Origin of the sequence: Acinetobacter sp. UBA991, from assembly GCF_002292065.1 — a bacterium.
Classification (GTDB): domain Bacteria; phylum Pseudomonadota; class Gammaproteobacteria; order Pseudomonadales; family Moraxellaceae; genus Acinetobacter; species Acinetobacter higginsii.
In genome coordinates this window covers 49,848-64,157 of record NZ_DBBF01000009.1, presented here as the reverse complement: position 1 = coordinate 64,157, position 14,310 = coordinate 49,848, and the positions used below count along the sequence as shown (strand labels likewise).

At 40.3% G+C, this 14,310-nt stretch carries 11 protein-coding genes; 2 read left to right on the top strand and 9 right to left on the bottom strand.

From position 1 onward, the window contains the following. The 7 genes from B2727_RS02835 to gloB all read right to left on the bottom strand — a co-directional run bounded on the left by B2727_RS02835 (nt 1) and on the right by gloB (nt 10,292). Nucleotides 1-2,271 carry an NADP-dependent malic enzyme gene (locus tag B2727_RS02835; RefSeq protein ID WP_005204811.1) on the bottom strand — a complete coding sequence of 757 codons (2,271 nt, stop codon included), beginning with the start codon at nt 2,269-2,271 and terminating at the stop codon, nt 1-3. A 191-nt stretch (nt 2,272-2,462) separates the two neighbouring features. Further along, on the bottom strand, nt 2,463-5,339 hold the full coding sequence (locus tag B2727_RS02830; RefSeq protein WP_033133642.1) for a bifunctional diguanylate cyclase/phosphodiesterase: 2,877 nt from the start codon (nt 5,337-5,339) through the stop codon (nt 2,463-2,465). A 122-nt stretch (nt 5,340-5,461) separates the two neighbouring features. Continuing rightward, on the bottom strand, nt 5,462-6,175 hold the full coding sequence (locus tag B2727_RS02825; protein WP_004805905.1) for a 16S rRNA (uracil(1498)-N(3))-methyltransferase: 714 nt from the start codon (nt 6,173-6,175) through the stop codon (nt 5,462-5,464). A gap of 22 nt (nt 6,176-6,197) precedes the next feature. After that, the gene (metF, locus tag B2727_RS02820; protein WP_033133643.1) at nt 6,198-7,034 is read right to left on the bottom strand and encodes a methylenetetrahydrofolate reductase [NAD(P)H]; all 837 of its coding nucleotides are present in this window, start codon (nt 7,032-7,034) and stop codon (nt 6,198-6,200) included. A gap of 72 nt (nt 7,035-7,106) precedes the next feature. Continuing rightward, nucleotides 7,107-8,489, bottom strand: coding sequence for an adenosylhomocysteinase (gene ahcY / locus B2727_RS02815; protein ID WP_005189859.1), 1,383 nt, complete (start codon nt 8,487-8,489; stop codon nt 7,107-7,109). A gap of 566 nt (nt 8,490-9,055) precedes the next feature. After that, the gene (locus B2727_RS02810) at nt 9,056-9,262 is read right to left on the bottom strand and encodes a hypothetical protein (RefSeq protein ID WP_004771531.1); all 207 of its coding nucleotides are present in this window, start codon (nt 9,260-9,262) and stop codon (nt 9,056-9,058) included. 298 nt (nt 9,263-9,560) lie between these two features. Next, on the bottom strand, nt 9,561-10,292 hold the full coding sequence (gene gloB / locus B2727_RS02805; RefSeq protein ID WP_033133644.1) for a hydroxyacylglutathione hydrolase: 732 nt from the start codon (nt 10,290-10,292) through the stop codon (nt 9,561-9,563). A gap of 360 nt (nt 10,293-10,652) precedes the next feature. Between gloB and B2727_RS02800 the strand changes: the two genes are divergently transcribed. Further along, a complete protein-coding gene (locus B2727_RS02800; protein ID WP_033133645.1) occupies nt 10,653-11,639 on the top strand; it encodes a hypothetical protein in 987 nt (328 codons plus the stop codon). After that, nucleotides 11,633-12,499 (top strand): histone deacetylase, encoded by an 867-nt coding sequence (locus B2727_RS02795; protein ID WP_033133646.1) that lies wholly within the window; start codon nt 11,633-11,635, stop codon nt 12,497-12,499. The genes B2727_RS02800 and B2727_RS02795 overlap by 7 nt, the downstream gene beginning before the upstream one ends. A gap of 53 nt (nt 12,500-12,552) precedes the next feature. Here the strand turns inward: B2727_RS02795 and B2727_RS02790 are convergent, their stop codons facing one another. Further along, nucleotides 12,553-13,248 (bottom strand): methionine ABC transporter permease, encoded by a 696-nt coding sequence (locus B2727_RS02790; protein WP_033133647.1) that lies wholly within the window; start codon nt 13,246-13,248, stop codon nt 12,553-12,555. Beyond that, a complete protein-coding gene (locus tag B2727_RS02785) occupies nt 13,245-14,273 on the bottom strand; it encodes a methionine ABC transporter ATP-binding protein (RefSeq protein WP_033133648.1) in 1,029 nt (342 codons plus the stop codon). Before B2727_RS02785 ends, B2727_RS02790 begins: the two co-directional genes overlap by 4 nt. Nucleotides 14,274-14,310: the final 37 nt, after the last annotated feature.

Genomic DNA, 14,310 nt, shown 5'->3' with positions numbered 1-14,310 from the left:
TTAGTTTTGACTTTGCTGAATTTCGGCAACCGTTAATGCAGTCATATTCACCAAACGACGCGTCGTTGCTGTAGGTGTCAGAATATGAACAGGTTTTGCAGCACCTAATAAAATAGGACCAATGGTCACATTATTACCTGAAGTTGCTTTTAACAAGTTGAATGAAATATTGGCTGAATCTAAGTTAGGCATAATCAACAAGTTTGCCGAACCTTTGAAGCGTGAGTTCGGGAATGCAAAATGACGAATATTTTCATCCAATGCTGCATCACCATGCATTTCACCTTCAACTTCTAACTCAGGTGCTTGCTCTGAAAGTAGGCGATAGACTTCACGCATTTTTTGAGCGCTTGCATCGGTTTGGTCACTACCGAAGCTTGAATGAGAAAGCAGGGCAACACGTGGTGTAATCCCGAAACGACGAACTTCTTCGGCCGCTAAAATCGTCATTTCAGCAAGTTGAGTCGCAGTTGGATTGGTATTTACATAAGTATCTGCAATAAATAAATTGCGATCTTCAAGCATCAATGCATTCAGCGTAAAGAACGTGCTGCGACCTTCTTTTAAGCCAATGACGTTTTTCACGAAATCTAAATGAATGTCATAGCTTGAGTAGGTACCACATAACATACCATCGGCTTTGCCAAATTTAACCAACATTGCTGCGATGAGTGTTGAGCGGCGACGTGCTTCACGTTGTGCATATTCAACTGTTACGCCTTTGCGTTGCATGATTTGATGGTATTCTTTCCAGAAATCATCATACGAAGGATTCTTTTCCTGATCGACGATCTCAATGTTCACGCCATGCTGTAAGCGTAAACCTAATTTTCGAATATTGTCTTCAATCACGGCAGTACGACCAATTAGAATTGGTTTCGCTAAGCCTTCATCAACAACAATTTGAACAGCACGTAATACACGTTGATCTTCACCTTCAGCATACGCAATACGCTTCGGATCAGTCTTCGCTTGAGAGAAGATTGGTTTCATCAAGAATGCTGAGTTATACACAAACTCAGAAAGACGTTGACGGTATGCAGAGAAATCTTCAATTGGACGAGTCGCAACGCCAGAGTCCATTGCTGCTTTGGCAACAGCTGGTGCGATTTCCAAAATCAAGCGTTGATCGAGTGGACGAGGGATCAAATAGTCGCGGCCAAATGACGCAGATTTTTCACCATAGGTTGCAGCATCCGCTTCAACATGTGCCATGCGTGCAATTGCATGTACACAGGCAATCTTCATTTCTTCATTAATGGTGGTTGCACCAACATCGAGTGCACCACGGAAGATATAAGGGAAGCAAAGTGCGTTGTTCACTTGGTTAGGATAGTCTGAACGACCCGTTGCCATGATTGCATCTGGACGTACTTCGTGCGCATGTTCAGGTAGAATTTCAGGATCTGGGTTTGCAAGTGCAAAAATAATTGGATTTTCAGCCATTTCCTTAACCATTTCTTTGGTTAAGATACCTGCTGCTGAAAGACCCAAGAACATGTCTGCACCAGCCATCACTTCATGCAATTGTGTTGCTTGAATGTCTTGTACATAACGCTTTTTCGATTCATCTAAACCTTCACGTGATGTAGTGAGCAGACCGCGAGAATCGGCAACAACGATATTGGCTTTATTCACACCTAAAGCGCAAAGCAAGTCTAAGCATGAAAGTGCTGCTGCACCGGCACCTGATGCAACGATTTTAATTTCGTCAATTTTTTTATTTACCAGTTGTAAAGCATTCAGCAATGCTGAACCGACAATAATACTGGTCCCATGTTGGTCATCATGGAATACAGGAATTTTCATGCGTTCGCGAAGTTTCTTCTCGATGTAGAAACATTCTGGCGCCTTGATATCTTCTAAGTTGATACCACCAAAAGTCGGCTCTAATGCAGCAACGATATCTACGATCTTGTCTGGATCATTTTCATCAATCTCGATATCAAAGACATCAACACCAGCGAACTTTTTGAACAGAACGCCTTTACCTTCCATTACAGGTTTAGACGCGAGCGGACCAATATTTCCCAAACCAAGCACGGCTGTACCATTACTCACGACGGCAACCAGATTACCGCGCGCTGTATATTTGGCAGCGGCAGAAGGGTCACGTTCGATTTCCAAACATGGCGCAGCAACACCAGGTGAGTAGGCAAGCGCTAAATCTCGTTGGTTAACGAGCTGCTTGCTAGGTGTCACACTGATTTTTCCTGGGGTTGGAAATTCATGGTAATACAAAGCGGCTTGTTTTAAAGATTGATCGTCCATCTGAGTCTCGTTTGTTCCGATAATAATCAGACATATAGCTGTCTAATTACGATATTAAGATAAGTGCACAAGAATATAGCACTAGTTCATGCTTTCGCACAGTCAAAAAAGCTTATTTTCACTGAACTGCATACCTATTGACAGTTGCTATTCCGTGAAAAATAAACAGCAAAAAAGGTTAAAATTCACGTTTAAATGGAATATCTTGCAGTTGACAGCTGCTTTTGTTTTTGCAGATATTCTGTCGCATGGGCGGCAGTAAGCGGTTGTGAAAATAAGTAACCCTGTAATATGTCGCAATTTTGTCGTTTTAAATACCCATACTGCTGCTCGGTTTCAACGCCTTCAGCCACAACTTTTAAGCCAATGGTCTTGCCCATGGCGATCATGGCATTAACGATCGCATCTTGTTTGGCATTACCAATTTTCGAGATAAAAGCTCGATCAATTTTTAAAATGTCAATTGGATATTCGGTGAGGTAAGCAAGAGAGGAGTAGCCTGTACCGAAATCATCCAGTGCGATTGAAATCTGACGTTCTTTAATGGCGTACAACACGGTTTTGACACTGTCAGTGTTTTCAATAAAGGCCGATTCAGTAATTTCGAGTTCGAGATTTTTTCCTGAGATCTCATACGTATTTAACACAGCATCAATATCATGCAGTAGTTGGCCGCGTAAAATTTGCTGTGCCACGATATTGACTGCAATATTGATATTGTTAAAACCAAGCTTTTGCCATGTTTGCAGTTGCTTAGCCGCTTCATGTAAAACTAGCTGTCCAATATCAGAAATCAGACTGGTACTTTCCGCTAAAGGAATGAAAATGCTTGGCATGATTAGACCTTTCGTTGGATGCTTCCAACGGATTAGGGCTTCAAAACCATTAATTTGGTGATTATGTGCATTAATTTTTGGCTGATAGTACACAACCAGCTCGTTATTCTGAATGGCTTTTCTGAGATCAAGTTCTAGATCAGTGTATTTGGCTACAAAATTGGCTCTTTCATTGGAGTAGTAGCGAATGGTGTTACCACCTAAGCGCTTGGCTTCGGTCAATGCCTGTTCTGCATGGGTATTTAAATTATCGACTTGGCGGCCATGTTCTGGATAAATGGCGACACCGATCGAGATACTGACAAAGTATTCTTGCTCTGCCAGATAAAAAGGTTTGCTAAAGGCTTCAACGATGTTGTTACACAATTGGTGAATCGGTGGATGTAGTGGTGAAATTTCATAAATAATCGCAAAGTCATCTGCACTTAAATGGGCGACTAGTAGCGCATCAATATTACTAATACGTAAGCGTTGTGCCACTTGTTTGAGGAGCTCATTACCCGCTTGATTGCTAATGATTTCATTCAAGGCACGGAAGCGGTCGATATTTAAACGGATGACAGCCAGATGCTGAATCGACGCTTCATTGATCAAATATTGATGCAACTGCTGTTGATAATAAAAGCGGTTAGGGAGATCGGTGAGCGTATCGTAATTAGTCAAATAGGATAAGCGTTGTTCTTGATGCTTACGTTCAGTCTGATCTGAAACAATACCGATATAGTTGATGACACGCTCTTGTTCATCTTTCACTGCATTGATATGAATCCACAAAAAACAAGATTTTTCAGAAATATAAGTTTCTTGAAATTCACCCTCATATTCCTGTTCTTCACGCAGTGTATCAAGAATTGATAAATGAAAATTATGATGATGCTGCTTATTTTGTTTGGTAATTTCAAATAACTGTTTACTCACGATTGCTTGTTTATCAAGGCCTGTGAGCTGTTCATATTTAGGATTCACTTCAACATAGTTAAAGTTTTCATCTAAAATGAAAATACCTTCTGAGGCCTGCTCAAATACGCTGGCTGCAAGCTTTAAACGTTCCTGATCTTTCTTTTCCTGATTAATATCACGGTGAATACCGACCATTCGTAAAGGGGTGTCATCTTTTGGATCCCTTAAAATCACCTGACCAACATCATGAATCCAGGTCCATTCACCATTATGGCGTTTAATTCTGAAGGTTTCTTCATAACGCTTGGTTTGGCCACATAAATGATTATATAAGGTGTTTTTTACCCGCTCGATATCATCTGGATGGATGATTTTATGCAGGAGGGTGTAATGGTTTTCAGAATTGCGCGTGACTGCTTGACTATGTGCATTGGTGACTCCAACGGTATGGCTTTCAAGATTCCAGTCCCAAGGGCGAATGCCTGCGGTTTCATGGGCAAAACTTAAGTTCTGACGATGTTCTTCTAAGCTTTCATTCATTTGCGTCAAGTCGAATGTACGCTCACGCACTTTTTGTTCCAATAGGTGATTATTGAATTGCAGTTGCGCTTCAATATCTTTGGATTTATTCACTTCACGCTGTAATTGCTGACACAATTCTTCAGTCCATTGGTTGTGCTGCTCAGCGACATCAATCAGTTGTTTATTTTTATCTAAAACTAAGGCCAAGCGTTTATGAATTTTATAGGTGACTTGCGCGCAGAGTACGGTTGCGAAAAATGAAGAGTAATATGCAAGGTAGAATAGGGTGTGATCATGATCTCGATGTAAAATTTGAGATGCGATTAAAGGTGCAATACTTGGAATAAAAAATAAGAAGAAATAGCGAATATGTTGGGTTAAAAAGGTCAGTGCAATGATATGAGATGCAGTGAGTAGTAACGCAGTTAGGGTCAAAATATGTGACCCAATCAAATGAGGAATATCGACAGCCAAGTAATGATTAATGACAATTGTATTGACTCCGATCAGTAAACCAGTAAAAAAACAGATCACTTGAAAAATGATGTTGGTCTGGTTGCTATAACGAACTGAAGAGTAGCGTTTGAGTAAAAAATGACAGATACAGGTAAAGCTAAATAAAAGGATGAGGGTAATGCTCATCCAAGTCGTGAAAATATTTGATTCAAATGAATAAAAAATACCAAATAGGGCGTAATCTAAAAGACAAATGCAGAAGACACTTAATACAAATAAGCGTACATGATTTGGATAATCGATTTGATCTGTGTAGATAAACTGTGGCAAATTTTTTTCCTGAGCCCCTAACATACAAAGAATAATCCTTTTCATTTTTTATCTATATTCACAGTCTTTGTTTTTTTGTAAACACAGCAACGTTTTATTTTAAATTAACGCTAAACATAGCAGAAAGCAATGTCACGACATTACTTCTATGCAAAGTGATAATTTAAAATAGATAAAGCAACTACTGGGGCTGTTTCAGTTCTTAGAACACGGTCTCCGATACACCAATTTTTAAATTGATGTTGATTGGCAGTATTAATTTCTGCTTCACTCAGGCCACCTTCTGGACCTATCAGTAGGGCAATGTCTGGTAGGCTGTTAAGTAGGACATTCGTTTGGTCTTTGTTTGGAGCCAGCACAAAGCGTGATGACGGTAACTCCGAGTTTAGCCACTCAGTTAAGCTGATGGGTGGCAAAACTTGAGGAACTCGATTCATGCCACATTGCTCACAGGCGGCGATTGCCACAGATTGCCAATGGTCTAATTTTTTCTGGTCACGATCGTATTTTAAACGCATTTCACAGCGTTCACTGGTCAAGAGTTGAATCGTTGTAACACCAAGTTCAGTGGCTTTTTGAATCGCATAATCCATGCGATCACCTTTACTCATCACTTGACCTAAAACAACGTTGAAAGGTGCTGTACGATCGGCTGGATCAAATTGATCAACAGAAACCAAGGCATTTTTCTTATTGATTTGAGTCAGTGTTACGATATATTCGCCACCTTTTCCATTGAAAAAGATGGCTTGTTCTTGTTCTTTTGCACGTAGCACACGTACCCAGTGATGAAATACCGATTCGGTTAATTCAACGGTGTTGCCAGTATTTAATTCGGTTTCGATATAAAAACGATTCATGCTTGGGTTGTGCTCGTACAAATTAGTTTAAACCAAGATCGACAACCAGTTGTCGAGTCGGTTCAGTTTGGTTCATTGAATAAAAATGCAGCGTTGGTGCGCCACCTGCGATCAGACGTTCACAAAGTTTCACAATCACTTCGTGACCGAATGCTTTGATACTTGCACTGTCATCGCCATAAGCTGCGAGTTGTTTGCGGATCCAACGTGGAATTTCTGCACCTGTTCCGTCAGCAAAGCGGATCAGGTTGCTTGCATTGGTAATTGGCATGATACCTGGTGCAACTGGAATATTCACGCCAGCTTTAGTAATACGTTCAATAAAATAGAAATACGCATCTGGATTGAAGAAAAATTGAGTAATACCTGCATTCGCGCCTGCATTTACTTTTTCAACAAAACGTTGAATATCACTATCAAAGGTATCAGCTTGTGGATGCATTTCAGGATAGGCAGCCACTTCAATGTGGAAATGATCGCCTGAATGCTCGCGGATAAAGCGAACTAAGTCTTGGGCATAAGGGAGTTCGCCCAAACCGACCTGACCTGATGGTAAGTCACCACGTAAAGCGACAATACGATCAATCCCTTGAGATTTATATAAATCTAAGAGCTCAGCAATACGTGCTTTGTCATCACCAATACAAGAAAGGTGAGGCGCAACTGGTGTACCTTTGCCGTTAAAGTCACTAATCGCAGCTAGAGTACGTTCGCGTGTAGAGCCACCTGCACCATAGGTAATCGAGAAAAACTCTGGGTTTAATCGTTGTAATTCTTGATGAACAGTTTTTAATTTTTCCGCGCCCGCATCAGTTTTTGGTGGGAAAAATTCAAAAGAAATAGGAACACGTTTTGTCATTTCAAATCCTTTTTAAAATCGCTTGGAATTTTAGAAAAAAGGGCAGTCCGTAAAACGTCTGCCCTGATTTTCTTAGTATTTATAAGCGTCAGATTTGAACGGACCTTCTACAGGAACGCCAAGGTAATCTGCTTGTACTTGCGTTAATTGTGTTAACACACCACCAAAGCCAAGGACCATTGCAGCGGCAACTTCTTCATCTAATTTTTTAGGAAGAACTTCTACGCGAATCGCTGCTTGTTTTTGCTCAGCAGGTAAGTCAGCAAATTTTTCAGCAAATAAATGCATTTGACCTAACACTTGGTTAGCGAAAGAACCGTCCATCACACGTGATGGGTGGCCTGTTGCATTACCAAGATTCACTAAACGACCTTCAGAAAGAAGGATGAGGTAGTTGTTTTCGTCTTCTGAACGATACACTTGGTGTACTTGTGGCTTCACTTCAACCCACTTGTAACCACGTAAGTATGCAGTGTCGATCTCTGTATCAAAGTGACCGATGTTACACACTACAGCACCCGCTTTTAAGCTATCTAACATTGCAGAATCACATACATGGTAGTTACCAGTTGTCGTGACAACAAGATCAGTATTGCCTAATAAGTCTTGGTTAATATCTTCTTTTTTGCCAGTTTGTACGCCATTTTTATATGGAGATACGACTTCGTATCCATCCATACATGCTTGCATTGCACAGATTGGATCAACTTCAGTTACACGAACGATCATGCCTTCTTGACGTAAAGATTGCGCAGAACCTTTACCAACATCGCCATAACCAATGACTAGTGCACGACGGCCAGAAAGTAACATGTCAGTTGCACGTTTGATGGCATCATTTAATGAATGGCGGCAACCGTATTTGTTGTCATTCTTCGATTTAGTGATCGAATCGTTCACGTTGATCGCTGGTACTTTAAGCGAACCGTCTTTCCACATTTCCAACAGACGTTGTACACCTGTTGTTGTTTCTTCAGTAATACCGTGGATACGTTCTAAAAGCGCAGGGTATTTGTCATGAACAAGAGCAGTTAAGTCACCGCCATCGTCCAAGATCATGTTGGCATCCCAAGGCTGACCGTTGACATTGATTTGCTGTTCTAAGCACCACACATATTCTTCTTCAGTTTCGCCTTTCCACGCGAATACAGGAACACCGCTTGCAGCAATTGCAGCTGCAGCATGGTCTTGAGTAGAGAAGATATTGCAAGAAGTCCAACGCACCTCTGCACCGAGTTCAACTAAAGTTTCGATTAAAACAGCGGTTTGGATTGTCATATGGATACAACCCAAGATTTTTGCGCCAGCAAGTGGTTTAGCTGCTGAATAACGTTTACGTAAACCGATCAAAGCTGGCATTTCTGCTTCAGCAAGTTTGATCTCTTTACGACCATAGTCAGCAAGGGAAATATCAGCAACTTTATAATCTGTAAATGAAGCATTCACCGCGTTCATCAGGATCTCCTAGAAAAAATAGTATGGATCATTCTGTTCGCGGATGCCGTTGTTGGTTAAAACGAGTGTCTAACCGATCGTCGAGCCTGGCAAATTGATCTTTAGTGCCGATCAATTGTCGCAGCATCCCTCGACTGGGCATAATGATACTTGGAAATTGCGTTTGTTCCAAGAGGGGCTGCTGAAGTTTCATCCATACATTGCGTTATTGGTTAAAACGACATAAACAAGGCATGAAACGCTGGCAATGGCGGACCCCTTGTCAAGTTTCATAACACAGTTTAGGGAAGTTTTAGCCAATAACCCTTTGGGACAGGGATATTTTTTGCCGCTACCACGTTACGTTTCGCTTACTTAGAATACTAAGTTACGCAAAACCCGCCTTGTGTCGTCTAAAAAATATCCTCTGGCGCAAGTATCTGTGAAACATCAGCAGACCCTAGGATTTTGTTTGAAATGGTTAGAAAATGAAGGATTAAATGAGAGATACGTCTTAATTATTTTTATGAGCATCAATCAAGGATTCCAAATCCCTTTGAAACCCTGATATCTAGGGAAATTTGCCATTAGGCTTTTAAATGATCTTCAAACTCTTCACCCAGTTGCATTGCTAAAGCATTGCCAGATAAATCGCCTGTGACTAAACCATATTCTTTTTTGAAGCTAAATGTGAAACCGCGGTTATCTGTCAGATTTTTAACCGAATATCCTAATTTTTCTAACCAAATACGGAAAGCCAATACGTTTTTTGCTTTAACAACTCTGTTTTTCATGACAGATCTCCTTGTGAACATGTATTTATTAATAAGGGTCAGTTAAATTTTTTTAAAGGGGGATTGCATAGATTTATTTTTCCACATGTAAGTAATGTAAATTTAGCGTAATTTTTATAGATAGAATCTTATCTGTGTTTTTGTTAGTTTGTTGAATTTACTATAAAAAATATTTTTTATAAATGTGGTGAAAATCAAGTTTTAGGGAAAATATTCTTGAAGCAAATGTAAAAAATGATTTCATTTTCTACTTTGCTGTGAAAGTAGAAAATGAATCAGTCGAAGCGATGGGATTTAATCAAAATTGATCTTTCAGACTACGAATTCGGGCAAACTCTTCTGCACTTTCAGTCCGCAGGAAGGGATTGGTTTCAAGCTCTAATTCGATCGTACTTGGAAGGGTAATTTGATCTGCTTCTCTTAGTGCTTTGACTTGTTGCATGCGCTCTTGCAGCGCGACATTATTTGGTTCAACAGTTAAAGCGAATTCAGCATTGGCAAGTGTGTATTCATGGGTGCAGTATACTTTGGTCTGAATAGGTAACGCAGCCAACCGATTCAATGAGTGATACATTTGCTCCGCTGTACCTTCAAATAGACGACCACAGCCCATTGCAAATAAGGTGTCACCGCTAAACAGCGTTTCAATTTTTTCAATAAAATAAGTAATATGGCCAAGGGTATGACCAGGCGTCGCAATAATTTCAACTTTGAGGTCATTAAAATGAAAATGATCGTCATTTTGCAAAGGGCTGGAGATGAGTGAAATTTTACTCAACTCATCACGCGGACCGTAGACCATTATATTCTGATCGGCGAGTAAACCCTCAACACCGCCAGTGTGATCACGGTGCCAGTGCGTCAGCCAGATTTGTTTAAGTTGTAGACCATGCTGCTCACAGAAATCAGTAACTAAACCAGCTTCAGTGGGGTCAATGGCAACGACTTCTTGTGTATCTGTATCTTCCAATAACCAAATATAGTTTTTTAAGGCATTTTTTACGTCAATTGCATGAATCTTATAATGCATAGCCGAATCCTAAAGCTTTGTTTCGTGAGGTTATTACGGTTTGGGTACTCATATAAGTGCCTATTTGTAGTGTAAGTGCAAATGCAGTTCAGTGCAAAATTCCTACTGATTTATAGGGCTGAATAATGACTTTATCGGGCAGATTTTGACAGCCACTTTCAATAGATATCTTAATCGTTGACAAGTGTTATTTTTTCAATAAAGATGTGATAAAAGTTTTATAAGTTAATGATTTATCTTTAGTCGTATAAAAATATTGAAGTAAAGTTAAATAATTTCAATGATTAAATTTAAAAAGAGAAATACAGATCTTTTGCGATGAGTGAAAAGTGATAAATCTGAAGAACAAGAGGGGGCGTTATGTCTGAGCTGATCGATCATGAAGTGGTCGTTATCTTTAAAAAGTATTTATATCCGCTCTCTGCCAAACTTACAGAAATGCTGAATGAGCATTTTAGTCATCAGACTGAACGTCGGGGTTGCGGTTATACGCAGGCGACGCGTGTTATTGCAGAGTTTGTTTCTCAAGTTCGGGATCCAATCGGGTTTCAGGATTTGCGTATTTTTGAAGAATACGAGACCAAAGCTTTGCGTAATATTCTTAATCAAAGCTCATCTTATGGTTTAGAGTTAGAAACATGGCGTAATTTGGATACCAATTTAAACGTCCAGCAATGCTTGCAGCGTATAAATCCACAAGAAAGTTTTGCACAGAGCTTACAGCAGGAAGTTGAGTTTCAAGCCAAGTTAAGAACCATTCATCAATATGCAGAACTTGAAGAAAGTCAGCTGATTTGTCAGCTTCTTAGCGATATTATTCTGCCGCAAAAAGCACAGCAGATTGGCATGATTGAGTGTCAGGCTTTAGAGGAAAAGCCTAAGGTCGGCTCTTGTCCAATGGCAGAAAAATTCTTCTTGCGTATTGCACACCACCGTTTATTAAGGCAGGGCGAAATCAATATTTTTGTGGATGAGCATGATCAACCCATCATGATGGAAAAGTTAAATATGGGGGATAACCACTCTTGCATCAGCTTAGTTCCCTTAATGATGAATGGTGTTCGTTTACCTGCCGGAAGTCTGTTTTCAACACATTATGAAATCGAGCAACTCGAGAAGCATAAAAATAAGCAATATAAAGGCTATGTGATCCCGATTGCCGAGATGAATGGTTTTTGGTTTTTACGTTTAACAACTTTGGCTGTGTCACCTGAAAATCGTGCTCGGGCATTTGGATATCACTTTAAACAACAGGTCGACAATGGATTATTTAGACCTGATACAACCGAATTGAGTCAGCTGATGGAAATTGCGCGTGATCAGATTTACGTAGGACATCCATGCTAAAAGCCTGTTACTCTCCACGCTATTTTGCACGAACGCATACCAATAGTATGGAAAAACTCACTGCTGTTGCGGATGTATTACGTGCTCAACAGATGGCTGAACTGATCGATCCTGGCAGTATTGATGTTGAGCTGTTAAAGAAATTGCATAATCCACAGTATGTGGAGGCGTTTTTATCGGGACAGTCAGCATTTGCCACCATACAAGGATTTAAGCCGTGGAATGAACAACTGAGAGATGCAATTTTATCGGTTCAGGCTGGACAGTTAGTTGGAGCTGAAATTGCTTTGAATGAGGGGATTGCAGCAAATATTGCTCAAGGTTTTCATCATGCCAGTTATGAATCTGGTGCAGCCTATTGTACCTTTAATGGCTTAGCGCTGGTTGCTAAGCAATATCCTGAAAAACGAATCTTTGTTTTGGATTGTGATCAACATGGTGGAGATGGCACAGCTATTTTCACCAATCGTATGACCAATCTGATTAATTTTGGAATTTTTGGCATTCGTTTTGGCTGTAAGGCTAGTGAGCGCAGTTTGACCCGTTATATTCACCCCAAACAAGGTAATTTCGATTTATATCGTGAAGCGATCTTTGAGGCATTCCAATATGCTTCGCGTTGGGATACAGATTTAATTATTTATCAAGCAGGCATGGACTGCCATCAACATGATAAATACGGCTCTAAATGGTTTAGCACTGAGTTATTATTTGAACGTGACAGAATTGTCTTTGAGATGGCCAAGAAAATGAAGATTCCAATACTGTTCGTTTTGGCTGGAGGATATCAAGCATTGGATGATTTAGTGCCATTGCATGTCAATACTTTTAAAGCGGCGAATGAAATCTATTTTCCTTAAGTAAAAATACAAGACATAAAAAAACGCTCAGCTGAGCGTTTTTTCTATTTTTTCTATCGCAGTTTTGCTAACCAATCACCGAGCATTTGTACCATCTGAACCAACAGTAATAACACGATGACCGTTAAAATCACCACACTGGTGTCGAAACGTTGGTAACCATAAGAAATTGCCAAGTCACCAATACCACCAGCACCAACAGCACCTGCCATTGCAGTTGCACCGATGAGCGAGATCGTACCCGTAGTTAAATTCAGAATCAGAGAGCTACGTGCTTCAGGGATAATAAATTTAAAGATAATTTGCCAAGGTGAAGCACCCATTGCTTGAGCGGATTCGACAATGCCTTCATTCACTTCAAGTAACGAAGTTTCAATTAAACGACCTAAGTATGGGCCCACATAAATAGTCAAAGGCACAATCGCTGCCCATGTTCCAATTGAAGTGCCAACCAGCATTTTGGTCAGTGGAATAACGGCAATCAGCAGAATAATGAAGGGAAGGGAACGCAGTGCATTCACAATCGGATTGAGGAAATAATAAATCGCGCGATTTTGTAAAATACCACCTGTGCGGGTAACCACTAAGGTAATGCCTTGGATAAGTCCCCAAATACAGCCAAACAGCAGAGAAAAGAACACCATTTGAAAGGTTTCTTGCAGGGCGGTAACAAACTGGTCAATTGAAAGTGAACTATGCCAAAATGGTGCTGTGATTTGAGTCAGCCATTGTACAATTAAATCTCTCATTGGCTAACCACTCCAGACTGTTCAACTTTCACACCTTGAAGCTCAAGGAACTTTACCGTTTCTTGGATCATAAGCGGGTCGCCTAGCAGTTGGATAAACATTTGGCCAATCACCGTGCCATTAATTTCGGTCATGTTGGCAAATAGGATATTCAAACTGATATCAAACTGCTTAATCGCTGCCTGAATCACAGTTTCTTGTGCTGATGTACCTAAGAACTGCAAGCTATAGATGCTATTGTGATGCTTATGCTCAAGATTATTCAGAATATTGATCGGCAACTGTTGTTGCAATACCGTTTGAATAAAGGTTTTGGTGGTTGGATGCTGTGGCTGACTGAAAATATCCAGTGTCGGGCCAGTTTCAATCACATGACCTGACTCCATGACCGCCACATAATCACATACTGATTCGATGACATCCATTTCATGGGTGACCATCACAATAGTAATGTTCTGTTCTTTATTAATCTTTTTTAATAGTGCTAAAACAGATTTTGTGGTCTGTGGATCAAGGGCAGAAGTTGCTTCATCGCAGAGTAAAATCTTGGGATGATTTGCCAGCGCACGTGCGATACCAACACGTTGTTTTTGCCCCCCTGAAAGCTCATCAGGGTAGGCATCTTTTTTATGTTTAAGATCGATAAACTCAAGTAGTTCAGCCAGACGTTTTTCACGTTCAGCTTTGCTATGCCCAAGTAATTTAAGTGGCATTTCAATATTTTCAGACACGGTTTTAGTCTGAAGGAGATTGAAGTGCTGAAAGATCATGCCAATATTTGCACGTTCTTGACGAAGTGTTCGCGCGTCCATAGCAGTAAAGTCTTTTTGATTGATAATGACTTGCCCCTGCGTCGGGCGTTCAAGCAAATTAATCAAACGGATCAGCGTACTTTTACCTGCACCACTATAGCCGATAATGCCAAAGATACTACCGTCCGGGATCTCTAAATTGATCTGGTCCAGTGCATTGATCGTTTGACCTTTCAACTGATAGTGTTTCGAAATGTTTTTAAATTGGATCATGTTCGTCAGTACTATGGCAGAAAAGAAAAAACAGGCA